Annotated in this window: 24 protein-coding genes, 1 pseudogene and 1 riboswitch; of the genes and pseudogenes, 1 reads left to right on the forward strand and 24 read right to left on the reverse strand. The window is 43.1% G+C overall.

Annotated features, from left to right (window positions below):
• Nucleotides 1–7: 7 nt before the first annotated feature.
• The 7 genes and pseudogenes from MHB45_RS23085 to secA all read right to left on the reverse strand — a co-directional run bounded on the left by MHB45_RS23085 (nt 8) and on the right by secA (nt 8531).
• The gene (locus tag MHB45_RS23085; RefSeq protein ID WP_053087396.1) at nt 8–1402 is read right to left on the reverse strand and encodes a murein hydrolase activator EnvC family protein; all 1395 of its coding nucleotides are present in this window, start codon (nt 1400–1402) and stop codon (nt 8–10) included.
• A gap of 94 nt (nt 1403–1496) precedes the next feature.
• Nucleotides 1497–2390 carry a permease-like cell division protein FtsX gene (ftsX, locus tag MHB45_RS23090; protein WP_034309901.1) on the reverse strand — a complete coding sequence of 298 codons (894 nt, stop codon included), beginning with the start codon at nt 2388–2390 and terminating at the stop codon, nt 1497–1499.
• Nucleotides 2380–3066: a cell division ATP-binding protein FtsE gene (ftsE, locus tag MHB45_RS23095; RefSeq protein WP_034309898.1), complete on the reverse strand. Its 687-nt coding sequence runs from the start codon at nt 3064–3066 to the stop codon at nt 2380–2382. The genes ftsX and ftsE overlap by 11 nt, the downstream gene beginning before the upstream one ends.
• A 292-nt stretch (nt 3067–3358) precedes the next feature.
• Nucleotides 3359–3700: a cytochrome c551 gene (gene cccB, locus MHB45_RS23100; protein ID WP_048684058.1), complete on the reverse strand. Its 342-nt coding sequence runs from the start codon at nt 3698–3700 to the stop codon at nt 3359–3361.
• Nucleotides 3701–3749: 49 nt separating this feature from the next.
• Nucleotides 3750–4612: pseudogene (locus MHB45_RS23105) on the reverse strand (YitT family protein).
• Nucleotides 4613–4766: 154 nt separating this feature from the next.
• Nucleotides 4767–5865 (reverse strand): peptide chain release factor 2 gene (prfB, locus tag MHB45_RS23110; RefSeq protein ID WP_223255851.1). Its coding sequence is split into 2 segments (ribosomal slippage): nt 4767–5801 and nt 5803–5865, totalling 1098 coding nucleotides; the frame shifts between segments, so codons are not numbered across the junction.
• Between the two features lie 152 nt (nt 5866–6017).
• The gene (gene secA, locus MHB45_RS23115) at nt 6018–8531 is read right to left on the reverse strand and encodes a preprotein translocase subunit SecA (protein ID WP_048684024.1); all 2514 of its coding nucleotides are present in this window, start codon (nt 8529–8531) and stop codon (nt 6018–6020) included.
• 419 nt (nt 8532–8950) lie between these two features.
• Between secA and MHB45_RS23120 the strand changes: the two genes are divergently transcribed.
• Nucleotides 8951–9274 (forward strand): helix-turn-helix domain-containing protein, encoded by a 324-nt coding sequence (locus tag MHB45_RS23120; protein ID WP_048684020.1) that lies wholly within the window; start codon nt 8951–8953, stop codon nt 9272–9274.
• A gap of 149 nt (nt 9275–9423) precedes the next feature.
• Here the strand turns inward: MHB45_RS23120 and sinI are convergent, their stop codons facing one another.
• From sinI to MHB45_RS23205, 17 genes are all read right to left on the reverse strand, one after another.
• Complete coding sequence (gene sinI / locus MHB45_RS23125) at nt 9424–9564, reverse strand: DNA-binding anti-repressor SinI (RefSeq protein WP_081088491.1); 141 nt, start codon at nt 9562–9564, stop codon at nt 9424–9426.
• 30 nt (nt 9565–9594) lie between these two features.
• Nucleotides 9595–9680, reverse strand: a riboswitch (cyclic di-GMP riboswitch).
• Between the two features lie 647 nt (nt 9681–10327).
• Nucleotides 10328–10885, reverse strand: coding sequence for a ribosome hibernation-promoting factor, HPF/YfiA family (gene hpf / locus MHB45_RS23130; protein ID WP_048684017.1), 558 nt, complete (start codon nt 10883–10885; stop codon nt 10328–10330).
• A 252-nt stretch (nt 10886–11137) separates the two neighbouring features.
• Nucleotides 11138–11482, reverse strand: coding sequence for a hypothetical protein (locus MHB45_RS23135; protein WP_048684015.1), 345 nt, complete (start codon nt 11480–11482; stop codon nt 11138–11140).
• A complete protein-coding gene (gene fliS / locus MHB45_RS23140; protein WP_048684011.1) occupies nt 11482–11883 on the reverse strand; it encodes a flagellar export chaperone FliS in 402 nt (133 codons plus the stop codon). The genes MHB45_RS23135 and fliS overlap by 1 nt, the downstream gene beginning before the upstream one ends.
• 24 nt (nt 11884–11907) lie before the next feature.
• Nucleotides 11908–13419, reverse strand: coding sequence for a flagellar hook-associated protein 2 (locus tag MHB45_RS23145; RefSeq protein ID WP_081088490.1), 1512 nt, complete (start codon nt 13417–13419; stop codon nt 11908–11910).
• Nucleotides 13420–13433: 14 nt separating this feature from the next.
• Nucleotides 13434–13796, reverse strand: coding sequence for a flagellar protein FlaG (gene flaG, locus MHB45_RS23150; protein WP_053087395.1), 363 nt, complete (start codon nt 13794–13796; stop codon nt 13434–13436).
• Nucleotides 13797–14990: 1194 nt separating this feature from the next.
• A complete protein-coding gene (locus tag MHB45_RS23155) occupies nt 14991–16256 on the reverse strand; it encodes a flagellin N-terminal helical domain-containing protein (protein WP_161922089.1) in 1266 nt (421 codons plus the stop codon).
• Between the two features lie 137 nt (nt 16257–16393).
• Nucleotides 16394–16627: a carbon storage regulator CsrA gene (gene csrA, locus MHB45_RS23160; RefSeq protein WP_048687872.1), complete on the reverse strand. Its 234-nt coding sequence runs from the start codon at nt 16625–16627 to the stop codon at nt 16394–16396.
• Entirely contained in the window at nt 16627–17070 is a 444-nt protein-coding gene (gene fliW / locus MHB45_RS23165) for a flagellar assembly protein FliW (protein ID WP_340908114.1), read from the reverse strand. Before fliW ends, csrA begins: the two co-directional genes overlap by 1 nt.
• 8 nt (nt 17071–17078) lie before the next feature.
• On the reverse strand, nt 17079–17657 hold the full coding sequence (locus MHB45_RS23170; protein WP_072272253.1) for a DUF6470 family protein: 579 nt from the start codon (nt 17655–17657) through the stop codon (nt 17079–17081).
• A 44-nt stretch (nt 17658–17701) separates the two neighbouring features.
• A complete protein-coding gene (gene flgL, locus MHB45_RS23175; protein WP_048687867.1) occupies nt 17702–18580 on the reverse strand; it encodes a flagellar hook-associated protein FlgL in 879 nt (292 codons plus the stop codon).
• A gap of 15 nt (nt 18581–18595) precedes the next feature.
• Nucleotides 18596–20155, reverse strand: a complete 1560-nt coding sequence (gene flgK, locus MHB45_RS23180) for a flagellar hook-associated protein FlgK (RefSeq protein WP_072272251.1) — start codon at nt 20153–20155, stop codon at nt 18596–18598.
• Between the two features lie 30 nt (nt 20156–20185).
• Complete coding sequence (locus MHB45_RS23185) at nt 20186–20674, reverse strand: flagellar protein FlgN (RefSeq protein WP_048687863.1); 489 nt, start codon at nt 20672–20674, stop codon at nt 20186–20188.
• Nucleotides 20675–20754: 80 nt separating this feature from the next.
• Nucleotides 20755–21018 (reverse strand): flagellar biosynthesis anti-sigma factor FlgM, encoded by a 264-nt coding sequence (gene flgM, locus MHB45_RS23190; protein ID WP_048687862.1) that lies wholly within the window; start codon nt 21016–21018, stop codon nt 20755–20757.
• Nucleotides 21019–21238: 220 nt separating this feature from the next.
• Nucleotides 21239–21658, reverse strand: coding sequence for a TIGR03826 family flagellar region protein (locus MHB45_RS23195; RefSeq protein ID WP_048687860.1), 420 nt, complete (start codon nt 21656–21658; stop codon nt 21239–21241).
• Between the two features lie 99 nt (nt 21659–21757).
• On the reverse strand, nt 21758–22450 hold the full coding sequence (locus MHB45_RS23200) for a ComF family protein (protein WP_048687859.1): 693 nt from the start codon (nt 22448–22450) through the stop codon (nt 21758–21760).
• Entirely contained in the window at nt 22443–23834 is a 1392-nt protein-coding gene (locus MHB45_RS23205) for a DEAD/DEAH box helicase (RefSeq protein WP_048687879.1), read from the reverse strand. The genes MHB45_RS23200 and MHB45_RS23205 overlap by 8 nt, the downstream gene beginning before the upstream one ends.
• Nucleotides 23835–23854: the final 20 nt, after the last annotated feature.

Consider the following 23854-nt stretch of genomic DNA (forward strand, 5'->3'; position numbering starts at 1 on the left):
TTGGGTATTAATTAGGTATATAGTTTAATGGATTAACAGCATTTGACTTGCTATAATTCCATGGTCCTTTATGTAGTTCAAAGTGTAAATGCTGACCATATGAATGTCCTGTGTTACCCATGATGCCAATTTGTTGACCTTTGGCAACTACAGCACCTTCGCTTGCTTGTCTAGAACTTAAGTGTGCATACACAGTAGTCCATTGCTGACCGCCGATCGAATGGGTAACGAAGATGACGTTACCGTATGAACTTGAGAAGTAAGAACGGCTTACGACTCCGTCGGCTGCAGCTACAATTGGAACCGTTCCGCTAGCAGCGATATCGATGCCGGCATGCTGTTTATTCCAACGTTCACCCATTGTTGAAGATACATATCCTGCACTAGGTCTAGTGAAAGTACCCGATGATACGGCTGGCGCTTGACTTACATTAGACGAAGCCGGTGAAGATGATGATGAACTGTTGCTTTTTGCACTATATCCTGAAGAAGTGGATTGTTTTTTTGATTCAGATGCTTGTGATGCTGCTTGTGATGCTGCTTGTGCAGCCGCTTGTGCCGCTTCTTGCTCTGCACGTTTTTTCGCTTCGGCTGCCGCTTTTTTACGAGCTGCTTCCAATTCGGCAAGACGTTGATGTTCCAAGCTGATGGCTGATTTGATGGCTTTTTCTTGAGCGGCAAGATTCGCTTTTTCTTCCTCTAGACCCATCTTCTCATGTTCATGCTTTTCGGTTTGTTGCTTTAATTTTTTAACCAATGCATCCTTTTCTTGCTTCTGCTGTTTTTGTTGCTTTTGAATTTCCAATAGTTCAGCTTTTGCCACTTCTAAACTGGCAAGCTTCGTTTCAACAGCTTTTTGCTTTTCTTCCAGATCCTTTTTATCCAGCTCATGCTGCTTTAAAATATCGCGGTCGGCTTCAGCGATTGTCGCTACAGCTCCGACACGGTCAACTAAATCCCCAAAACTGGATGATCCGAATAATACTTCAAGGTAGTTCACGTCCCCGCCAGTCTCCTGGAAAGAAAGTGCCCTTTCCTTCAATACTTCATTACGTTTGGCGATTCGCTCTTTTAATATTTTAATCTCTTCTTTCAATGCCTCGATTTCTTTTTTCGTTTGTGTAATTTCAGCATTTTTAGCATCGATTTTTTTTGCGGACTCTGCGATTTTCGCTTCAATGGCAGCGATTTGGTCTTCTGCTGTCATTTGCTTATCCTGCAGGCTATCGATTTTCTTTTCCGTGTCGGAAATATTCGATTCAACACCTGAACGTTTTTCCTGGATGGATTCTTTCTGTTTTTCTAAATCCGAAATAGACTCAGCATAAACCGAAGGTGCCGCTAGAATGCTTCCCAACCCGATCATGATGGAGGCATTCATGGCAATGATATTTTTTTTCACGTTTCATTTCCCCTTTCAACCCGTTACATCCTAGCCTTGTAACGTCTCTCTATTTATGTCTGGCTACTTTTGGCTTTCGAGTAAAGATACACTTTTATACTTTCAAGAACTTCCTGACGGACATCAAGCTGCCCCATATTCCGATAACCGCACCAATTACGATGAGGATGGCCGATACTTGATAAATAAACGGATTTGCAGGCAAGAAATCTATGAATTTGAACGTAATCTGCGGTGCTGCATATTTATAAAGATTATAGTAGAGTACTGCAATCAGTCCTATCGGAATGATGGAACCGAGGACTCCCAGCCAAAGTCCTTCCAAGAAGAATGGCCAACGGATGAATGTATTCGTCGCTCCTACCAATCTCATGATCTCAATTTCTTTTCTTCTGGCTACAATGGTAATTTTAATCGTATTCGAAATCAGGAACATTGCAGTAAATAGTAATCCTACAATAAGAACGATCCCTATGTTTCTAGCAATATTAACAAAGCTGAATAGTTTCTCGACGTAGCCTTGTCCATATTTAACACTTTGGATATATTCCATACCTTCGATCTTTTTTGCCACCTTGATGACATCTTGCGGAGATTTCGTTTTGATAACATAAACGTCCCTTAATGGGTTATCCTGTTCAAATGGTTTAAAAGCCTCACCATTATCTCCTAAATCATCTATTAAATTAGTAAGCTCTTCATCCTTTGGAGAGAAAATCACTGATTCGATGCCGTTTATCTCCGTAATTTGCTTACCTATAGCTTTTATATCGTCATCATTCGCCGCATTATCAATATGTGCACGAACTTCGACATCTTTCTCCACATTTCCCGCGATATGATTTAAATTCATCATGAGCACTAAAAAGACGCCAACCAAAGTTAGAGTGACCGTTACTGCACTGACTGAAGCAAACGTCATCCATCCATTACGGCCAATATTTTTAAAACTTTCACGGAAGTGACGGAGCAATGTTCTAAATTTCATATCCGTAATCACCTCGATGTTCATCGCGAACTATTTTTCCACTTTCAATGGCAATGACACGTCGTTTAATATTGTTGACGATGTCCCTATTATGTGTGGCCATGACCAGTGTAGTTCCGCGTTTATTAATTTCTTCGAATATGTTCATGATTTCCCATGATGTTTCGGGATCAAGATTACCTGTAGGCTCGTCGGCTATGACTACCTTGGGATCATTGACGATCGAACGGGCTATTGCAACCCTTTGCTGTTCCCCACCAGATAACTCGGAAGGAAGCATTCTCGCTTTATGTTTAATGCCAACCAGATCAAGAACTTCCATGACTCTCTTTTTGATTTCTTCTGGTTCCTTTTCAATAACTTCCATGGCAAAAGCAACATTTTCATATGCAGTGAATGTTTGAAGGAGTTTAAAATCTTGGAATACCATACCGATATTACGGCGGAATAGAGGAACTTTCGAATTGCGGATACTTGGCAGGCTTACTCCATTGACCAAGATATTACCGCTTGTAGGCTTTTCTTCCCTATACATCATTTTGATGAAGGTCGATTTTCCGGCACCGCTCGGACCCACTACATAAACGAATTCGCCTGGCTTTATTTTCACATTGATACCATTAATGGCAATTACGCCATTTGGATATGTCTTTTTCACATCTATCATTTCTATCATTCTAAAACCACCTAATTTGCTTGGATTATCACTATGTATCTACAGCTTTTCGACAATTTTCACTGAAATCTGACAGGAATCTCTCTTACTTGAGCACAGAAACATTATAACATCATATTTTGTCAAATTAAGCATAAAAAATATTACAGTTTCATTTCAGTTAGACATATATCAACATCTATGTAATAATTCCAGGATTTTGATTGCTTGATAAGGGGTTGATCGTGAGTTGTTTCGAGGGTTTAATGGAGGCTAAATGAAACGTCCCGCTAAGCAGAACGTTCATTAATCATTATTTATGTTCAGCAAGCCATTCAGCGACCATGCTCGCTTCCTTGCCCTTGATTATACCTTTTGGCATTCCGCCTTGACCATTGGCAATGACTTTTTCAATGTCTTCTTTTGATAGCTTGGAGCCTACCTTCGTCAAGTTCGGTCCCACGCCGCCTTCAAGATTCACTGCATGGCAGCTTGAACATTTGTTTTCATAAATTTTTGCGGCATCACCGGCACCTGCCGTAGTCGTTTCGTTATTTTCACTTGCAGGCTCTTTATCTGCAGCATCATCGTTCCCACCGCATGCAGCCAAGGCCAAAGAAGTACCCAGAACTAAAGCTAACCACTTCATTTTCATTGAACTTACCCCCTCTGATTTATACCAGCACAAGAACATTATACCAATTTCAATCCAGTTTAAAACCCTCCCCAAGTACCTCCGATGCGTCCATTACAATTACAAACGCTTTAGGGTCAACGAGTTTCACCAATTGTTTCAATTTGGTGAATTCCGACTTGTCTATTACGCACATCAAAATTGGTCGAGTATCATCCGTATAGCCGCCATACCCGGAGATGCCTGTTACACCCCGGTCCAGCTCATGTATGATAGCATCCCTTACTTCCATTTCTTTATTCGTGATGATCAGTGACATCTTCGAACGGTTCAATCCAATCTGGACGAGGTCGATCGTCTTGCTTGTCACATATAGTCCAATCAATGCATAAAGGCCTTTTTCAATATCAAAAACGATGGCAGCACTTAAAACGATGATTCCATCAATGACAGCCACACAGGTCCCCAATGACAGATGGGTATACTTATGGAAAATCTGTGCCGCCAAATCGGTCCCCCCTGTGGAACCCTTGCCGCGAAAGACGATCCCCAGCCCAAGCCCGACCATCATCCCCCCGCAAATAGAACCAAGCAATGCATCATTCGTCCATGCCTCCCAATCCTTTGTCAGAAATACCACTAAAGGCAGAAACAAGGTTCCAATCAGGCTTTTGGCTCCGAAATGCCTTCCGAGGACAATAAGCCCCGCGATGAACAAAGGGATATTAAACCCCAAAGAACATAAGCCGGCTCCCAACCGAGAGTTGAATCGAGAATCGTGCTAATCCCGCTGACCCCTCCGGATGCGACCTGGTTAGGCAGTAAAAACACATTAAAACCAATGGCAATTATGGACGAACCGACAATCACCAATCCATACTCCGTTAACTTTTGAATGAAAGGGTGCCTCTGCTCCCGGTATCTTCTCTTCATTTTGCATAAGTCTCCTCGAACCATCATTATATCTAGTATTGGCCGAACGAGGTAGAGCATCCCTTTATAATCCTGTAAATGTCAGCCAGAAGATTCGTTAAATAGGAAATCATAAAAAAAGCCGGACCGGAGAGACCGGTCCGACTGGCTGATCTTATAATTTTGAGCGCAAGTACGCATCAATGAACATATCGATATCCCCATCCATGACAGCTCCCAAGTTTCCGGTCTCTGCACTGGTACGGTGATCTTTAACCATGGAATACGGATGGAAAACATAAGAACGAATTTGGCTTCCCCAGCCAATTTCCTTTTGCTCCCCGCGGATTTCATCCAATTCCGCTTGTTGCTGTTCAATTTCACGTTGATACAATTTGGCTTTCAGCATATTCATGGCCTGGGCCTTGTTTTTGATTTGAGATCTCTCGTTTTGGCACGTTACCACGGTGTTCGTAGGTAAATGGGTGATCCGGACCGCTGAGTCCGTTGTATTGATATGCTGACCACCTGCACCACTTGCCCGGTACGTATCAATTTTCAAATCTTCCGTACGTACTTCTATATTGATCGTCTCATCGAATTCCGGCATGACTTCACATGAAACGAATGAAGTGTGGCGTCGTCCTGAGGAATCGAAAGGAGAAATACGGACAAGACGGTGTACCCCTTTTTCCGCTTTCAAATAACCATAGGCGTTATGGCCTTTGAAAATTAAAGTGACACTCTTGATCCCAGCTTCATCACCTGGAAGGTAATCAAGGGTTTCCACTTTAAAGCCTCTTTTTTCACCCCATCTTGTATACATGCGCAACAGCATGGAACCCCAATCCTGGGACTCCGTACCGCCTGCACCGGGATGCAGTTCAAGAATGGCATTTTTCGAGTCATATTCTTCACTTAATAAAAGTTGAAGTTCAAAGTCATTCATCTTTTGTGCAAGAACCGTGATTTCTTCTTCCAGCTCCGCTAAAAGTTCTTGATCATTCTCCTCTTTCACTAATTCATATGTCAAATCCAGATTTTCATATGATTCATTCAGGTCGGACAATTGATTGACTTGTTCTTTCAAAGCATTCGTTTCATTGATGACAGTTTGTGCTTTTTGCTGATCATTCCAAAAATCGGGATGTGTCATCTCATTTTCCAGCTGTGCGATTCGTGCCTCTTTTTCATCTAAGTCAAAGAGACCCCCTAAAGTCCGTTAATCGTTGCGCTGTCCGTTCAAGTTCATTTCTTATTTCTGCTAATTCCATTTCTCTTCACCTCATTAAGTATGTTAAAAAAAATCCCTGAAGAGGGATTCCCTTCATTACAAATAAACCTCTTCAAACTATATGCAAACTAAACATGAAAAGAGGCGGCTAGCCTTGGACTTAACCGTCTCATCTTCATTATACACCTAACTTTAGCCTAAATTGCCATGGCAATTCTTATATTTTTTACCGCTGCCGCATGGGCATAACGCGTTTCTGCCAACGTCTTCCTTTTTACGGGCAGGGGCTTTTTTAACTTTTCCCCCGTCTTCTTCCTTCGGATTGACCGCTTGTCCTTTTATGACTTCCGTGCGTTCCAAATTGTTGCGAATTTCAGCCTTCATGATGTATTTCGCGACTTCATCTTCCATTGAAGCAATCATGGCTTCAAACATCGCAAAACCTTCAGATTGATATTCACGTAAAGGATCGATCTGGCCATAAGCACGAAGGTGGATCCCTTGGCGCAGTTGCTCCATTGCATCAATATGGTCCATCCACTTACTATCGACTGCACGAAGAACGATTACTTTTTCGAATTCACGCATTTGTTCTTCAGATAGCTCTTCTTCTTTTTGGTCATAGCCTTCTTTCACTTTGGCTAAAATGAACTCAACCAATTCCGATTCGTTTTTCCCTTCCAAATCAGCCACAGTGATTGAACCTTCATTGAATAGGTTACCATTCAGGTAATCGACAAGGCCTTGTAAATTCCAGCCTTCCTCATCGCCCATTGGTGCAAACGCGACAACATTTCGCTGGATGGATGCCGTGATCATCGTTTCGACGATTTCACGTAAGTTTTCACTTTCCATGACATCGAAACGCTGTTTATAGATAATTTCCCGTTGTTGACGGAGAACATCATCATACTGCAGTAATTGCTTACGTGAATCGAAGTTATTGCCTTCGACCCGTTTCTGTGCGGATTCAACGGCCCTTGTCACCATTTTACTTTGAATTGGCTGGGAATCATCCATACCTAGGCGTGCCATCATGTTTTTCATGTTATCCGAACCGAAGCGGCGCATCAATTCATCTTCCATTGATAAATAGAATTGAGTGACCCCTGGATCTCCCTGACGGCCGGACCGGCCACGCAGCTGGTTATCTATACGCCTGCTTTCATGACGTTCCGTGCCGATGACAGCAAGGCCCCCAAGCTCCTTGACACCTTCACCAAGCTTGATATCCGTACCGCGCCCTGCCATGTTCGTAGCGATCGTTACTGAGCCTTGATTACCTGCATTCGCAATGATTTCCGCTTCACGCTCATGGTTCTTGGCATTCAAAACATCGTGAGGGATTCCTTTTTTGGATAAATAGGCAGAAATGACCTCAGATGTTTCGATGGCAACCGTACCGACAAGCACAGGCTGACCCTTTGTATAACGTTCGGCGATGTCTTCCACAACAGCCTTGAATTTCCCATCAGTTGTCGCATATATGAGATCTGCCCTGTCATCCCTGATGATATTCCTGTTTGTCGGGATCGCTATGACATTCATATTATAAATATTGCGGAATTCCTCTTCTTCCGTTTTGGCTGTACCGGTCATACCTGAAAGCTTTTCATACATCCTGAAATAGTTCTGGAATGTAATCGTCGCAAGAGTCATGCTTTCATTTTGGATTTCAAGTCCTTCTTTCGCTTCGATCGCCTGGTGGAGACCTTCACTGTAACGGCGGCCTTTCATTAAACGGCCAGTGAATTGGTCAACGATGACTATCTCGCCTTCCTGGACGACATAATCCACATCCAAATGCATGGAAACATGAGCCTTTAAAGCCTGATTGATATGATGATTCAAAGTAACGTGACTAATATCGAATAAATTATCGATATTAAACGCTTTTTCAGCTCGATTCATCCCATCTTCCGTCAGCTGAACACCTTTTGTCTTCTCATCATATGTGTAGTCCGTATCTTTCTTTAAGGTTCTAACAAACGCATTGGCCTGGATATAAAGCTGAGCCGATTTCTGTGCCGAACCGGAAATGATCAATGGCGTTCTCGCCTCATCAATCAAAATCGAATCGACCTCATCGATGACAGCGAAGTGCAGCGGACGCTGTACCATTTGTTCTTTATATAACACCATATTGTCACGAAGATAATCAAAACCTAACTCATTATTCGTACTGTACGTAATGTCGGCATTATACGCTGCCTGCTTTTCTTCTTTAGAATGACTGTTCAAATTCAACCCGACGGTCAAACCGAGGAAATCATACAATACACCCATTTCGGTGGCATCACGGTGTGCCAAGTATTCATTGACAGTAACGACATGTACACCTTTACCGGTAAGCGCGTTTAAATAAACCGGCATCGTGGATGTTAAGGTTTTACCTTCCCCTGTTTTCATCTCGGAGATATTTCCATCATGAAGGGATGCCCCACCCATGATCTGAACACGGTAAGGATATAAGCCCAGAGCACGCTTTGCCCCTTCACGCGCAACCGCAAAAGCCTCTACAAGCAAATCATCAACGGTTTCCCCATTTTGATAACGCTCTTTAAACTCATCCGTTTTGGAACGCAACTGTTCATCCGATAGCGCAGCAGTCTCATCAGCCAGCGCTTCGACCTGATCGGCGATTTTTTCTAAACGTTTGATTTCTCGCTTATTCGGATCAAAAACTTTATTTAATATATTAAGCATTCAATAACGCTCCTCTATTATGGTAATGATCGTTCAATGACAAAATTCATATAAGTAAGAAGAAACACACCTTCTATTATTACTAATGCACGCTTAATTTTACCACTTCTGTCATAGAGGTACAACTTCATGTCACTTCCCTGGTATAGACCTGAATGCAATTCTTGCGAAAAACAATGGATAAATGAGGAGTAAAACTGTTAAAATAGAAGGAAGTATAAAAAATATGTTGCAAACTCCCCACTATTCCATATGCAAATGTGAATTATCCACAACCTTCCATCACTAGATGCTGTGTCCTCTCTAGAGATAGCATGTCAAGGTAATCCAACCTTACAGGCGTCATGTTTTGAATGATAAGGTGGGCTGCCGAAACTTATTAGCGGAAGATAAATAGAACATGTTTCGAGGTGGTATTGATGATTGGTGAACGTGTAAAAAAACTGCGAGAAGAAAAGAAAATGTCGATGACTGAACTTGCCGATAAAGCAGGTGTTGCAAAGTCTTATTTAAGTTCGCTCGAGCGGAACTTACAAACGAATCCTTCTATTCAATTTCTTGAAAAAATCTCCTCCGTACTTAACATCCCTGTTGATGCCCTGCTTTACGATGCACCAAATAAGGAAACCTTGGACAATGACTGGATGAAAATCGTTGAGGAAGCCATGAATTCGGGTGTCTCAAAACAACAATTCAGGGAATTCATCGAGTTTAATAAATGGAGAAAAGATAAAGAAGAGTAGAGTGGTAGTGCACTAGTTTACCTACATAAGCCTGAAGAATACAGTTTGAATAAGCTAAACTCTCAAGAATCCCAAGGAAGAATAAACCCTATAAACAGTTAATGAATCGAACCACTGTTTATAGGGATGTTCTTGAATTTGTTCGGAACCTATTTTCCATCGTTCTCCTCAAATGTTGCCTCAAGACTTTCCCGTTTTAAAAAAGCAATGATTTCCTCTTTTTTGAAACCCAAGCTTCTTGCTTCAGAAATCAATTTCACCCACTCTTGATCCATTTCCACATTAGCCACCTCTTCTACCTCCTAAAATACTCTTGTATTTCAGGCAGACCAGCCATCATAGTCACAAGGACCTTAGACCTGTGCCTTTGCGCCCTCATTTTTCAAGGAGTTTGCCTTTGTCGTGGTATTTATTACCAAATACATTACCTATAATCATATTATAACGGATACGTACTCCATATATTGCTATTTTATGTCGGTAATCCACATAAATGCAAAAACTTTCATCCGACAAAATATTACAATATTAAGAAAATTTTAAGTTCAGGTGATTTTTCATAGACTAATTCAATTTCGTTTTCTTGTATAATAGTAAATATTACTCTGCTTAAAATTTCGTTGGGGTGTATTGATTCTCTCGATTGTATGTGCATCGTGGGCTTTTTGCGCAGTTAAATCCTCACCGCAGGTCGGGCAAAGCCACTTTCCATATTCCGCACTGCTAAAAGAAGCCCTATGGCATGTATGGCAATTCTTTCGATACAAATAATCCAACCCCCTCTGCAACTTGATCAAATTGTTTTCTACACTGGTTGTTCTTTTTAAAGAACTAACAATTCGAGTATAGTGTAGTGCAAAAGATAGGGGTATTTGGATAGGTAAAATTAACTATTTATCTTAATGAAGAACAAATAGTGCTCTCTTAAGTGAACTTTCGTGTGTTTTAGAGAACAAAAGAAGCAATCATTTTTTACGTTTCAAACGGATTCTATCAACATGCAAAAAAGCACAACCCAGAGGCTGGGCTGTGCTTTTAATCTTAGAATTATAATTAACTAGGTTCAATCAATCCATAGCGTCCATCTTTTCGGCGGTACACTACGTTTGTTGTATTAGTATCCGCATTCGTGTAAACGAAGAAACTGTGACCAAGCATATTCATTTGTAAAATCGCTTCTTCACTGTCCATTGGCTTTAAATCAAAGCGTTTATTGCGGACCACTTCAATATCATTATCGTCTTCGAATTCATCCACCACTTCGTCAGCTTCCGTATTGAAGGCGAATGCATCGGGTGTAGTCGATAGATTGTTTCGGAACTTCCGATTGACCTTCGTTTTATGTTTACGAATTTGGCGTTCAAGCTTATCATTGATCAAGTCAATGGCAGCATACATATCCGCATTTTCCTCTTCAGCGCGAAGAACCAAATTCTGCATGGGAATCGTCACTTCGACCTTTGATGTATTATTGTTCACTTTTAAATTGACTAACACATTTGCATCTGGTGTATTGTTAAAATATCGTTCTAACTTGCCAATTTTCTTTTCGACGTATTCTCGAATTGCTGGAGTTACCTCAATGTTTTCACCGCGTACGTTGTAATTCATAAAGTGAGTCCTCCTTAAATTAAGACTATACAGTTAGATTCTACAATACCCCTCCGGTTCCTTTTAGAAACACATCATGAAATATGTCGAAATAATGAAACAATTGTCGGAAGGTTTGAAAAGGGTTGATGTCTGCCCTAGCTTCATTATATCAAATGCTATGCTAGAAAGAAAAAATTAAGCCTATTTTATTTACAGAAAATTTAAAAATATTTAACATAAAAACCGTTTGGACTCCAAAAGGTAAGGAAATCAATTTCTTTTATCATAGAACACGCCATCCACTGATAGACTTTCATACGGATTCGTGTATTTATTGGAAGATTTTTTCTTCTTATTCATTTCCTGGATATCTCGCTTTATCTCCTGCTTTTGGAGCTTCAGCAAGTGATCGACCTGTTGGTTGAGCAACAGGACTGCACGTCCCAGCTGCTGCTCTTCAGCAGTAAAAGGAGGTTTGATTTGAGAAAGGAGTCCATCCCGCTGATCAATCAGCTTTGTAACCCTTTCTATTTTAACATCACGCTCTGTAATCGTGCGATCTTCCAGTACGGCAAGTAATTCAGCAGTCAAATCATGAAAGGCTCTAGTCACCATTACACTTGACCGCTTTGGGTGAATTGTTTTTTCCGGTTGATCTGGATTACTTCCTTCCACGTATTCCGGAACTCCGTAACAAGTCCTTCCACTTCTTCCAAAGCAGAAACGTCATTTTTCAGATTCGCTTCGATCAGACGCCGGTTCATGAAATCATACAGACTCATCATATCTTTGGATACATCCGCATCCATATTCAGCGTCACCATCAATTCACGGATAATAGTTTGCGCCTTGATGATGTTCGTATTCTTCACCTCGATATTTCCTGCTTCAATGGCTTTCTTCCCAAGCATGATGAACTTCAAACAGCCATTATAAAGCATTAATGTAAGCTCTCCCGGTGATGCTGTATTGACTGAATTTTGCTGATACGATTGATATGGATTATTCATTGCCATATTGAACTTCCTTTCCGACATACCTTAACTAAAATAAGAAGCTAACGATGCACTTTGGCTGTTTGCCTTTTGAATCGCTTTTTCCATCGCCGTGAACTGGTTGTAATAGCGCGATTCCAATTTCGTTAACTTGGCTTCAAATGTTGAAATCTTCTTATCCAGTCCATCAACCAATTTTCCGATTGTAAAATTGTTATTAACATATCCGGCCTTCCCGGCTTTTTCAGTAATCGCCTTCATGGATGATTCTATATCATCCCTTAACCGGCGTGCGAGTCCTTTGTCGCTCTTTTCCGCCCCATTGGCCATGAACATATCATAGATCGCATTCGGATCCTCACTAATGGCTGCCCGGAGCTTGTCCTCATCAATCGTTAATTTACCGCCTTCCAAATAATTCTTGGTGGTGGTGATTCCCAAACTGCTGAGATTGTTTTTTCCAGTGATTCCATCCACCGAAGTGTATAGGGATGACCTCATTGTGGTCAGGAGACTTTTTAAGGTCGAATCGCTTTTTAACGTTCCGCTCTTCGCTTTTTCTTCCCACAGCTTCACTTCATCCTCTGTCATTGCCTTTTTTTGCTCAGAGGTAAGCGGGGTAAAGGAGCGATATTTCGCTTCACCCGTTTTATCTTGAACCTTTTTAATGGCTTCATTGTATTTATTCACAAACTGAGTGATCGTGTCCAGGATAGCATCGACATCAGCTGTTGATGAGAATGTGACTGTATCCGTCGTTTTTTGCTTTACCGTTATTTCCGCTCCATTAATCTGAAACGTATTCGAAGGCCGGGAAATTTCCAGTCCATTATAAACAATGGACGCATTTTCCCCTTTTGAGCCGCCAGCCCCTTCATTGTTACTGCTCATTTTTAGCACATTGAAGAAATCTCCAGTACCCCCTAACTCAATTTCAGGCCGATCTTTTGCATCACCGGTATTTTTAGCAGTGATGGAAAATTTCTGGTACGTCTCATCGAAAAATAGAGTCACTCCCGAGTTAGCATTAATTTTATTTATGACACTTTCTAACGTATCGTCCGCATTAAGGGTAAGTGTATACGGTTTTTCCACTGTTGCTCCATCTTTTACTTCCGTATCAAAACCGCCATCCTTATTGATGGTCAGTATCGTAATATCTTGGGGAGTCGTGATACCCAATTCCGATAGTTTCTTTTTGGGGTCGGTAACAGCTGATTTTTCCGTACTTGTCATGGTTGCCGCCTTGGCAAGTCCATTCACTTTTATATTCCCGGAAAAATCACTGGTCGAATTCACATTTTTCACTGATACAGCATCTGGATTCGATACCGTCACCTTCTTTTTAATGAAGGAAGACTGCTTTCCAATACCATCACGAATAAGCGTATCCAATTCTGATAAAGCTGTATTCATCGAACGGTAATCATCCCGCTGCCACTCGGAATACTGCTTTTTCTGTGTCAGTTTATCCAACGGCACCCGTTCTGCCTGCATCATGCTCTTAACTAATTCATCAATGTCCATCCCGCTTGCTAAACCACTGATTCGTACCAAAATTGATCACCCGCTTATATTTTTTCATCCACCATTATGCCGACAAACTCTGTCATTGCCGCATAGAAATCCAATAACTTCTTCGGGGGAATTTCCCTGATCGTCTCATCCGTCACGTCATCCACTACCTTGACATAGTACTCATTCAGCTTCTCATGATATTCAAAACGAACGGCCGTATGTGTCGGATTCAGGAAGGTGTTCAAACTATCCACCATTTCCCGCACCTTTTCTTGTGAAGGCTCAACAGTAGATTCCACTCTTTGTTCCGAATAGGCAAGTGTATTCATTTCACGCTGATAATAAGAACTGATTCCTTCCGAGATTGCTGTTCTAAGTTGTGAGGAAAGAATATTCGTGGACAAACTCTCCAGCATCTAAATGGCCCCCAATATGATTTCTTTACTTTTTATATCGGTTCTTAGAGTTTTATATTTAGTGCGAAGGTTTGAGTTTGGTTTCAACTTCAGACTAGAGAGTCTATAAAAAAACTCCAGAAAAATATTTGGAGTCAACAGTTGTTTTAGGTTTAAAATTTGACCGTTGATTTCCTCTCCAGGCACTCGCTTTCCGCGGGCGGTCCGGGGAGCCTCCTCGGCGCTTTGCGCCTGCGGGGTCTCCCGTGGACGCGTATTCCCGCAGGAGTCTCGTACCTTCCGTTCCAATCAGATCTCCATGAAATCTAAGATGGAAACCCGATTGCCCACACGTTTTGAGGATTTTATACTGTGACCGTTGACTTCCACTCCAGGCACTTGCTTTCCGCGGGCGGTCCGGGGAGCCTCCTCGGCGCTTTGCGCCTGCGGGGTCTCCCTTGGACGCGTATTCCCGCAGGAGTCTCGTACCTTCCGTTCCAATCAGATCTCCATGAAATCTAGGATGGAAACCCGATTGCCCACACGTTTTGAGGATTTTATACTGTGACCGTTGATTTCCTCTCCAGGCGCTTTCCGCGGCGGTCCGGGGAGCCTCCTCGGCGCTTTGCGCCTGCGGGGTCTCCCTTGGACGCGTATTCCCGCAGGAGTCTCGTACCTTCCGTCCCTATCAGATCTCCATGAAATCTAAGATGGAAACCCGATTGCCCACACGTTTTGAGGATTTTATACTGTGACCGTTGATTTCCTCTCCAGGCACTCGCTTTCCGCGGGCGGTCCGGGAGCCTCCTCGGCGCATTTGCGCCTGCGGGGTCTTCCTTGGACACGTATCTCCCGCAGGAGTCTCGTACCTTCCGTTCCAATCAACTTTGTTTTAATATTTAGATAGAAAGCTTTTTACCTACAATCTTGTTTAGGACTTCCCTTTTTATTCAAATGAATCAGCGAACATAATAGGAATCGGTGATTGATAGCTGTTTCACCAGACGTCTTCATCTATGTATTTTGCAGTACCATCATACTCTATTAGGGTTGTAGCCATAGGGTTCCTTGGTGACATAAACGAATGTTCCCTTCCTTTTTAAGGGGCAGTAATCTCTTTTTTTCTACATCGCAGTGTTCCTTACACCCTTCAATCAGTACAAAAAAAGAGCCTGACACAAGTGTCAGACCCTTCTTGTTAGGCTAACTATTCAATTAACGAAGTAACTGAAGAACGCCCTGCGGTTGCTGATTGGCTTGAGCTAGCATTGCTTGAGATGCTTGCGCCAAGATAGAGTTTTTAGTTTGCTCCATCATAGTTTTAGCCATATCAGTATCGCGAACACGTGATTCAGCAGCTGTCAGGTTTTCAGAAGAAGTACCTAAGTTGTTGATCGTATGCTCTAAACGGTTTTGGTTAGCACCTAGTTTAGACCGTTCAGCTGATACAGTATCAATTGCAGTTTGGATTTTTGTGATAGCAGCTGATGCGTTTTTAGCATTAGAAACATCCAGACCTTTTTCAACGCCTGTAGAATCTGTACCATTGCTCACATTAGCCTTAGCTGTAAAGCCATCACCAATTCCCGTTAATTTAAGGGCACTTGCACGCATATCACCAATTTCAAGTGTCAGGCTTTGGTTTTCGTTAGCACCGATTTGGAATTGAAGTCCTGAACCAGCTTCAACAGCTTCTTTAGCTTTTACTTCAGCAGATCCCACTACAGTTTCAGCAGCATCTACAGATAGACCGCCAGTTCCAGTGATAGTTGCTGCAGTTGCAGATTCAGTTCCAGGCTTTTGTTCTAGTTTAAGTTGTCCGCCATCTTTAGTTGCAGTGTACTTAGCGCTTAATTCAGCATCTGCACCAATAGCAGCAATTAATCCATCAAGATCAGTGAACTCTCCAGCAGCGGCATCATTAGCTGCGGCAACTGTAAAGGTTTTGCCATCTACTACTACTGTGTCACCTATATTTGTACTTAATGTACCTGTTGATGTTACGCTTCCGGCCTTAGCAGGAGAAGCTGGTACTGCAGCTTGAGCTACAGTTGCTGAATCCTTAGAACCATTCAATAATTTCTGCGTATTGAATTCAGTAGTATTACCGATACGGTTGATTTCAGATGTTAATGAATCCATTTCTTTTTGGATTTCTCCACGGTCGTTTGTTGTATTTGTGTCCGTTGCTGCTTGTGTAGCAAGTTCACGCATGCGTTGAAGGATGTCAGTCGTTTCGTTTAATGCACCTTCAGCAGTTTGGATTAAAGAGATAGCATCTTGTGAGTTACGGGAAGCTTGATCCAATCCGCGGATTTGTCCACGCATTTTTTCAGAGATTGCAAGACCGGCAGCGTCATCGCCTGCACGGTTGATGCGCATGCCTGAAGCCAGTTTCTCCATTGATTTTGATTGTGCATTCGTTGCACTTGATAATTGACGGTGCGTGTTTAGAGCTGAGATATTGTGATTGATGATCATTTTTGTTTCCTCCTTGAGTCTTAAGTCCCCACGTCCATGTGGTTGTTTACGATGGGCTGTGAATAAGTCGGCCGCCTATTTACTGCTCATCGTTGTATACTTAATATCGACCTGCTTGGAAACATATTTAGCGGATTTTACGATTTTTTCTTGAAATACTCATTTATGCCTTCCAGAAAATTAGTTTCTGTTTTGGAGGCTTTTCTATTTTCCTGCTGAATGGAAAGATAGATTTCCTTCCTATGGATATCGACGTTTTTCGGGGCATTGATACCGAGTTTGATCTGATCCCCTTCAATGGACACGATCGTAATTTCGATATCATCGCCAATCATGATCGCTTCATTCGGTTTTCTGGTCAATACGAGCATCATTTCCCCTCCTGTTCTGCTGGAGGTTCAAACAGTTTGTGCTTTGTACGGTATTCACTAGCGTTCATGATGAATTGCTTTCCGACTTTTTTAGGGCCGTTTATGATGATTGGGGCCTGGAGATTCGCCGTCGTTTCATTGAAGGGGTCCTGGATCGTCAAGATGACGAAAGTGATGACTTCCCGTTCCGTTTCTATTTGTAAAGAAGATAACACCTCATCCGTAAGCTTCACTTCGTAATCATGAAACACTTTAAAAGGATCGGTCACAATGAAGGCAAGCTCTTTTGTTTCTATCGATTGCAGGACGAAAAAGGGTGTGTCATCCAAAGCTAGTAAGCAAAACTTTTTTTCTTCTAAAAATCCTGGTATCCCGCTTTCAAATAAATAAATCTCTTTCTCTGCCAATTCGAGTTCGCCATGAAATTTTGTTTGTAGGATCATCTATGTTTTCACTTTCCTTTCTCATCCGCATATAAATTGATGAAATCTATATCCAGCGCATTTTTTTGTAGAATTTCGACATTCACACTGCCTTGTGTGTATGTATGGTTCACCCTATTGATTTGAGCATCAATGATCGGTTTTTGGGCGGTTGCTTCAATCTTCACTTCCGCTGGCTGGTAGCCAAGCTTCACGCTGAATGGAGAGGGAATCCAGCCGAGATTGAACTGCTTCTCAGGTCCTTTGCTGTTTTGCCTGGCCTGTTCAGCGAGTGCATTACCGCCTTTTTCAATATGCCTCAGCTCCGTCCCCTGCTGCGCACGTCTTGCCATACCCGCCAGCCAATCTTGATATCCCTGCTGCGCAAATTCATCGACTCTTCTTGAGAGGCTTTTCAAATCCATGTCTTCCCTTGCTTGTGACTGATCGATCGTCAGCTTGCCTGGGGTCGTTTGAATCTCCAGGATCGCTTGCGGCTGTTGAATGGATTGGACAGCCGCCTTCTGTTCGATTTGCTGTACAGGTTGCTCTATATTCAATCCAATCTTCATTGGGTTGGTTTGCAATCTAATTTGCGGAATCTGCATCATCAACACTCCTTATAGAAAAAAGCTATCCATTTAAGAATAGCTTAGCGAAGAAAATCCAATAAACTCGGCTGCATGATTTTTGCGCCGATACTTAATGCCGCACTATGGACACTTTCCTGGGTCGTCAAATCCATGATCGCCTTTTCGATATCGACATCCTCATTTTTCGAAAGGATTTCAGTGGCAAATACCTCCTGCTGCTTGAGACGGTCCGTCATCAGCTCAATCCGATTTTGCCTTGCGCCAACCTGTGCCTGCATGCCTAAGAAGGTATTTATCGTTGCGTCAAGCCCTTCCAGCGTGCCAGTCACGTCGCCGCCGTTTTCCAGTGCCTCGATTGTCTGGTCGATGCTTCCGCCGGCAGCTAGTGCATCACCAAAAATCTTGGAACCGTCCGTATTGATTTTAAGGGATATCCCGGAAAACACTTCAAGGTTTATGTCCCCTGTGCCATACACGGTATTTCCATTGCCATCTTTAACGGACGATGGTCTCACATTCGTATCCTGGCCGTTGAAAATATACTTCCCGCCAATCTGTGTGTCGCCAAGAGTTATGAGATGTTCTTTTAATTGTTTAATTTCTTCTGTAATGGTTTTCAGTTGTTCCCCTTCATACGTGCCATTGCTGCCTTGAACGGTTAATTCACGAATCCGCTGCATGGCGGAAACACTTTCAGTAATGGCATCATCCGTGCTGTCGATCCAATTGGTCGCTTCGGCAATGTTACTTTGATACTGCCCTATTTGATTGAGGTTTGTCCGGTACCCCATTCCCATCATGGCCGCAACAGGGTTATCGGATGGCTTGGAGAACTTCTTTTGAGAAGAGACCTGTTCTTGCAGCTTGGACATCTTTTCGTAACTGCTGCTTAAATTGCTCAGCATATTATTGGTTAGCATCGATTGCGTTACCCGCATATTCGTCCCCTCCTATCATCGGCCTGCTGTACCCATTCCGTTTATGATTTTGTCCAGCATTTCATCCATCATCGTCATCATCCTTGCAGATGCGTTGTATGCCTGCTGGAATTTGATCATGTCCGTCATTTCTTCATCAAGGGATACGGAACTGATGGAATCCCTATTTTGGTTAACCGATGCAGCAAGGACGACAGAGTTGGAAAGGTTCTTTTGGGCGCTTTGGGAATCCACACCAAGCTTTCCGATGATACCGGAATAATAGGTGTCGAAGCTTCCCGTCAATTCGTCAGAGTTTTGGTCTTTAGTCGAGTATTCACTGAACGCCTTCTTTTTCAGGTCAGCCAGGAGTTTGGCATTTTCATTATCCCCGGATGCCCCTCCGCTTTTTCCGCCTGCGGCAATTTTTGTGGGATCCTTAACGATTTCACCATTCACCTTGATGCTTTGGGCGGCACTCTTACCAGGTTCAAGTTCAAAGAAGTTCAAAGTTGAAGTGTTGCCATCACCTAAGGCATACCCTTGTTTATGGATGGCATTGAACTCATTCACGAAAGCGGCCGTCATATTATCGAGCTTTTTCAGCATATCAGGATAAGCGCCGCCGGTCGTGCCATCAGCCTTCTTATAGCCGAAGCTTTTGATCAAACCGGACAGTTCCCCCGAGAAATTGTAATCGGTCAATGTTTTCGAACCAAACTTCAATCCGTCCACCATGCCTGTCGTTTTATCATGGCTAACTTCAACTTTCGAAGTTCCCACCATCCCGGTTTGGTTAACACTGACCAGATTGATGGGCGGCACAAAAGACGAACCGTCTTCTTGCATCAATTCGATGTTGTATAGCCCTGTGGCTACATCGCTGGCTCTGCCGTAATCCGTCGGAATGACGTTATTCACTTTAATGCTGACAAGCTGTGAGAGATTGTCCACGAGCACATCACGTTTATCATAAAGGTCATTGGGGATATAACCATGCGGCTCCACTTTGCTGATCTGTTGGTTAAGCTGATCAATACTGCTGATGAGCGTATTGATTTCGTTCGCTTTGACGTTTATTTGATTTCCGATATCCGTTTGAACGTTCGTTAGCGAGTTATAGTAGTAGTTTAGGGTTTCCGCGACCATGACGCCCGTCGAGGCAGCGACTTCACGCGCCCCGGAGTTTTCCGTATTCGCCGTCAGCCCCTGCAGCGAATTCCAGAACTTCTCCATCGTGGCGGCCAACCCGCTGTCGGTCGGTTCATTCATGACGCCTTCCATTTTCGTCAGGGATTCGCTCATGGCCCCGTAATAACCGATTTTATTACTTTGTGTCCTGTATTGTGCGTCCAGGAAACTGTCCCGGATCCGTTGAACCGTTTCAGCTGCAACCCCTGTCCCGATTTGGCCGGCAACGCGCGGGCTGTTCAAACCGACAGTAGGAAAGCCCGACGTCTGGACCAGGTTGACCCGCTGCCTTGAATATCCTAAAGTATTGGCATTGGCCACGTTATTTCCTGTTGTATACAAGGCCCCTTGAGAGGCGGATAATCCGCGTTTGGCGGTCTCAAGACCCATAAAGGTTGAAATCAATTGCTCGCACCTCCATCTTTTTTCTGTTTCTTATGCTTTGGAATCGAACATTCCCATGCCGATTTTCGTCGTTTTCCCAATCGAATCCCCATAATTCAGGTTCTGGTGCTGAGGTCTCAGCATATCCAAAGAGACATTGATGAATTGAAGGGACTGATAGATCAATTGCTGATTTAAACCGTTCCGCTCCTTCAGCTTTGCCACTTCATCGATCAATGCCGCTTTTAGCATTTCAAGGACTTCCGTTTCTTCTGGTCCTGTCAGTTCCGTCACGGTCTGGATGGTGGCAGGCTGTCCCGCCGTTCCATTGGCTGCAAGAAACTCCTCGACTGCCCTTTCTCTCTCCTTATCCGTCTGACTGATCGCTTTAATATGCTTTTGTTCCGAAATCAGCAGGGCAGTAATCGCCTCGGTATCATTTACTTTCAAAATGGCCGTTTTTCTTATCGCCAATTGATTGAAGCTTTTATGCAGCTTGATCAATTTTTCAAGCGATCCGATGATGTTCCGTGCAGTCATTTCGCTGCCTCCTCCGCTCATAAATGAAGGACGGAAACTGGCTCCGTCCACTTCATTCAAGCTTCTTTTTCATGGAAAATTCATTTCCGGTAAAAATCGATGAGACCCTTAGCCGTTGCTTGTGCATTCAATTTATAATTACCTTTTTCAACCTGGATTTTCAGTTCATCCACTTTTGCTTGTCTTGCAGCAAGAATCGGAGATGATTGCTGCATTTCTTTTGCCGATGAAGAAATTTCAACTTTATCCGAGGATTTGACCTTGGATTCTTTGATATTCCCCGTTTTATTGGTTTGAAGATTATAAGGGTTAACACCCGTCATACCGACGTTATTGATTTTCATATTCCAGATCCTCTCCTTCGGTCGATTTAATAAATCCCATTATGTTTCGATTCCTTAACACATGAAAATGGCTCTGGATTGTGTTATTCTCCCTATCTTTATTATCGACAAGGAACGGATTTCATTAATTGTTTGCTGTAATCTTTCCTTCGACACCCATTGTCGAATATTGTTCTCAATATCGAATATTTTAACAAAAACGGCATCATGTTTCCATGAATTACCCTTTTTGCTCATCCTTCATGTAGTACGTATTTTTTTTATCATTTCCTTGAATTTCAGTCAGGCGCTTTTCTTCATTTTCGAATGCCTGCAAATCCGTACGCAGCGAATCGCCGCATTTGTCGCATAACCTTCCGCTCTTGATGTTGGCGCCGCACTTTCCACAAGGAATTCCGAGATTGGGAAACTGTGAAATTCTCAGCTTTCCGGTTCTAATAAATTTAATAATTAACCTTTCTTCAACGCCGGTTTCCATAACCACCTGCATCATGGACGCCGTTCTATTTGTTTTCTTGCGAATATATGCATACACTTTATCATATTGGGCTTCTTCTTCTTTATAACAGGCATCGCACACATCACGGAACTTTATCATAACGAATAACGAATTACAGTTTGGACAGTTGAATACATCCATCGAGGCCCCTCCTTCACCATCACGGCGATTATTCTTCAGTACTGTATATATCGAATAATCCCGGCGATACTTTAGGAACTTTTATTAAAATAAGCTTTTTCACCTAGCCAGGGTGATGGATGATACTTCTTTGGCCCCAGCCGTTATCAATGCCTTTGCTGCATGCCTGAGAGTTGTTCCTGTTGTGTAAATGTCATCGATGATCAAAATGGATTTATGCTCCAGCAAATCAGATTGCATGACCTGAAAAACCTGCGGTAATGACATTCTCTCTTGACGAGATTTTTTTGATTGTTTTTCGGTATGGATTCTTGTCAAGGTCTCAACCGTATGAAGTCCAACTAGATCTGCCAAAGCCTGTCCCTGGTTGAATCCCCGCTCCTTAAGCCGTTCATCGCTAAGCGGGATGGCCGTTACCAGGTCAAACTCCATGTCCTTTAACCTTTCTTTCAAAAAAGGGACGAAAACCTCAGCTAACGCATAATCACCCCGGTACTTATATTTAGCAATCAGGTCTTTTAAGTATTCATTATAATGAAATAGCGCTATGTTCTTCGACAAATAGCCTCCCCATTCCCTATTCCTTTCCCATCTTGAACAATCGAGACAAAGGCCACCTGTCATATGATCCCCTCCCAGCTCCCTTGAGCACATTGTACATGTTTCTCCGGTTATCCTATTAAGTTTCCCCTCACATCCTTCACAGATTGCCCTTGCCTCGGCCTGTTTAAGCAGGCTCCTCCATGTCAAGTCTTGCTTCATTCCTTCATCACAAACTAGACATCTATTCATCCAGCAGCCCCCTTTTCATGGCATTTTTATTCATCATTTGTATATGGTGGACCGCCTCGGCCATCGCTTCACTTTTACCGTAATGAAAAAAGGTGACCGTCCCGGAAGGGTTCGCAAAGCTTCTCCCTACCCTGCCGGCAATCTGAACGAGAGCACTATCAGAAAACACTTCATGTTCAGCACCGATCACGGCTACTTCCAACCGCTCGATTGTCACGCCCCGTTCCAGGATGGTCGTGGTCAGTAATCCCGGAACGAGTCCATTCCTTAAGGCCATTACTTTTTCCTTTCGATCAGGGTGCCGGGAGTGGACAATCGATAATTCAGGGGACAGCCTTTGAAACAGCGGAAGGACTTGCTCCATCACTCTGATGCTTGGAAAAAACAATAGGAAGGGGATATTCTGGTTAAGGCGCTCACTTACCCATGCGTTGATTTTCGATGGAATCTTTTGTTGAAGGAATAGTTTTTGCCAATTGCCGCTCCACTTCATTTCAGGAACGGGGATTGGCTGGCGATGATAACGGGCCGGGATTATGAAGGCTTTCAATTTGCCGCTTCGGTATAGCCGCTGCATCCTCTTCGAAGGTGTGGCGGTCAAGTAGATGGTTGCCGCGGATACCTTTTTCGATTTATTAACCGCATAATCCAGCGAATCATCCATTGAGTAAGGAAACGCATCGACTTCATCAACGATGATGACATCGAAAGCTTCAATAAAACGGAAAAGCTGATGGGTCGTGGAAACGGTCAGTGGCGAAAAACCATGTCGATCTTCACTGCCGGCATGGAGGGTCGTGACTTCAATGGCAGGAAAAGCTTTTTTTAACCTTGGGGAGAGTTCGAGAACGACATCGGTCCGCGGTGTTGCCAAACAAATCCGTTTCCCGGCAAGCAAGGCTGCCTCAATCGCTGGAAATAATACCTCTGTCTTCCCTGCCCCGCATACAGCCCATACCAGGAATTCATCTTTTCCGTTTACGGCTTCAACGACACAGTCGGACGCATTCTGTTGACCTGCCGATAAAGTGCCTGTCCACCTCATCACATTGTCAGGAATCGTATATTGAATGCCGGGACCTGTCCACCTATAAAGCTTTGCACATTCACTGACCCGTCCCATCATGATGCATGAGCGGCAGTAAGTGCAATCTTGATTGCAAATCTTGCAAGGGAAAGTATAAAACAAGGTTTGATCTTCGTTACCGCAGCGTACACAGTGATAACTGCCGTTCCCGGATTGCACGCCGCAAGTTTCCGAGACATACCCATTCTTGAGGTGCTCTGTGAGGATTTCTTGGGAGAAGGGGATTTCGAAGTCCAAAAGATGTTTACCGGTGAGATGGTTCTGAAGTTCAGGGGAATAAGGCGGGGAAATACTCATTTTTTTCAAACTGCAACCTC

The sequence above is a fragment of the Peribacillus sp. FSL K6-5616 genome (genome assembly GCF_038008245.1).
GTDB lineage: Bacteria > Bacillota > Bacilli > Bacillales > DSM-1321 > Peribacillus > Peribacillus frigoritolerans.

Bases quoted from the DNA above. Each gene is read 5' to 3' on its own strand.
- MHB45_RS23200 (WP_048687859.1), bottom strand. From the start codon at position 22,450: ATGAATAGATGTCTAGTTTGTGATGAAGGAATGAAGCAAGACTTGACA.
- MHB45_RS23185 (WP_048687863.1), bottom strand. From the start codon at position 20,674: ATGACTGCACGGAACATCATCGGATCGCTTGAAAAATTGATCAAGCTG.
- flgM (WP_048687862.1), bottom strand. From the start codon at position 21,018: ATGAAAATCAATAACGTCGGTATGACGGGTGTTAACCCTTATAATCTT.
- fliS (WP_048684011.1), bottom strand. From the start codon at position 11,883: ATGGCAATGAATAATCCATATCAATCGTATCAGCAAAATTCAGTCAAT.
- MHB45_RS23135 (WP_048684015.1), bottom strand. From the start codon at position 11,482: ATGGTGACTAGAGCCTTTCATGATTTGACTGCTGAATTACTTGCCGTA.
- MHB45_RS23195 (WP_048687860.1), bottom strand. From the start codon at position 21,658: ATGGATGTATTCAACTGTCCAAACTGTAATTCGTTATTCGTTATGATA.
- csrA (WP_048687872.1), bottom strand. From the start codon at position 16,627: ATGCTCGTATTGACCAGAAAACCGAATGAAGCGATCATGATTGGCGAT.
- ftsE (WP_034309898.1), bottom strand. From the start codon at position 3,066: ATGATAGAAATGATAGATGTGAAAAAGACATATCCAAATGGCGTAATT.
- fliW (WP_340908114.1), bottom strand. From the start codon at position 17,070: ATGATCCTACAAACAAAATTTCATGGCGAACTCGAATTGGCAGAGAAA.
- cccB (WP_048684058.1), bottom strand. From the start codon at position 3,700: ATGAAAATGAAGTGGTTAGCTTTAGTTCTGGGTACTTCTTTGGCCTTG.
- flgL (WP_048687867.1), bottom strand. From the start codon at position 18,580: ATGCGGGTAACGCAATCGATGCTAACCAATAATATGCTGAGCAATTTA.
- MHB45_RS23155 (WP_161922089.1), bottom strand. From the start codon at position 16,256: ATGATCATCAATCACAATATCTCAGCTCTAAACACGCACCGTCAATTA.
- secA (WP_048684024.1), bottom strand. From the start codon at position 8,531: ATGCTTAATATATTAAATAAAGTTTTTGATCCGAATAAGCGAGAAATC.
- MHB45_RS23120 (WP_048684020.1), top strand. From the start codon at position 8,951: ATGATTGGTGAACGTGTAAAAAAACTGCGAGAAGAAAAGAAAATGTCG.
- ftsX (WP_034309901.1), bottom strand. From the start codon at position 2,390: ATGAAATTTAGAACATTGCTCCGTCACTTCCGTGAAAGTTTTAAAAAT.
- flaG (WP_053087395.1), bottom strand. From the start codon at position 13,796: ATGCTGGAGAGTTTGTCCACGAATATTCTTTCCTCACAACTTAGAACA.
- MHB45_RS23205 (WP_048687879.1), bottom strand. From the start codon at position 23,834: ATGAGTATTTCCCCGCCTTATTCCCCTGAACTTCAGAACCATCTCACC.
- hpf (WP_048684017.1), bottom strand. From the start codon at position 10,885: ATGAATTACAACGTACGCGGTGAAAACATTGAGGTAACTCCAGCAATT.
- MHB45_RS23170 (WP_072272253.1), bottom strand. From the start codon at position 17,657: ATGCAGATTCCGCAAATTAGATTGCAAACCAACCCAATGAAGATTGGA.